Source organism: Oleiphilus sp. HI0117, from assembly GCF_001635235.1.
This window is the reverse complement of sequence record NZ_LWGA01001432.1, coordinates 1-909: the sequence shown is the minus strand read 5'-3', so window position 1 is coordinate 909 and position 909 is coordinate 1. Positions and strand designations below refer to the sequence as shown.

General features: G+C 48.5%; 2 protein-coding genes. Both read right to left on the bottom strand.

The genetic code is table 11. From position 1 onward, the window contains the following. A partial coding sequence (locus A3757_RS24045; protein ID WP_068740433.1) for a FliH/SctL family protein occupies positions 1-760 on the bottom strand: 760 nt, incomplete at its 3' end. 1 nt (position 761) lies between these two features. Next, positions 762-909, bottom strand: a 148-nt coding sequence (locus tag A3757_RS25465; protein ID WP_304439222.1) for a FliG C-terminal domain-containing protein, incomplete at its 5' end; no start/stop codon positions are given.

Below are 909 nucleotides of genomic sequence, written 5' to 3'. Positions count from 1 at the left end.
TCGTCACTGGCACTTCTTGAGTACCTGAAGCTGTATTATTGACAGCGGTATCCAGCATACTCTGAACAGCTTTTTGAAATCGTTTTTCAACGGTATAGTCAATCACCTGAGCTGAAGTCTTCAGTAAGAAGCCACCCGCTATAACACTTGGATCTTTCACTAGCTCAATACCAGAACCTAAAGCCTCTAGTGCTTTTGAAACAGTTTCATAATCCTGCTCATTGACCTTTAACATTGCCCCTGAGTCCAGCGCTGGCAAACCTTCCATGACTCGAGACAAAGCCAGTGTAAGGCTTGCACTATCAATATTGAGCTCTCGGTGAATCACTGCTCTGGAAAGCGCAACCGCAACATTTAACATCGCCTCTTCAACGACTTGCTGTTGCTGCTGAATGGGGTTAACCAACTGGTTCATTAGGGCATCTAGCTGTGACAATTTTTCGGCAATTTCACCCTGGCCTTGGGCAACCCCTTGTTCGTAACCTTCACTTTTACCGGCCTCCAAACCTTCTGCATGACCCGCAGCACGACCGTCCTCTGAACCTTTAGCGAAACCATCTCGATGGCCTTCTTCAAAGCCGGAGTCATATGCCTGCTTAGTTATTGATTCAATTTGCTGTGCAGTCGGTGGTTTGACTTTCTCCTTTCTGGCGTTTTCTGCCTGACTAGCCGCACGACCGGGATCGCCAATATTCGGCAGCTCCCAGCGTTCGTAGGCGCTCAGTTCACCTAAAGGGACACGCTTGTTTTTGTCACTCATGCTATATCATCGCTTCGCCAGATCCGCCCAGCGCAATTTCACCGGATTCAGACAAGCGTCGAGCAATGGTGAGTATCTCTTTCTGCGCACCTTCTACCTCACTCACCTTAACAGGACCTTTCGCCTCAAGGTCATCACGGAGTAATTCG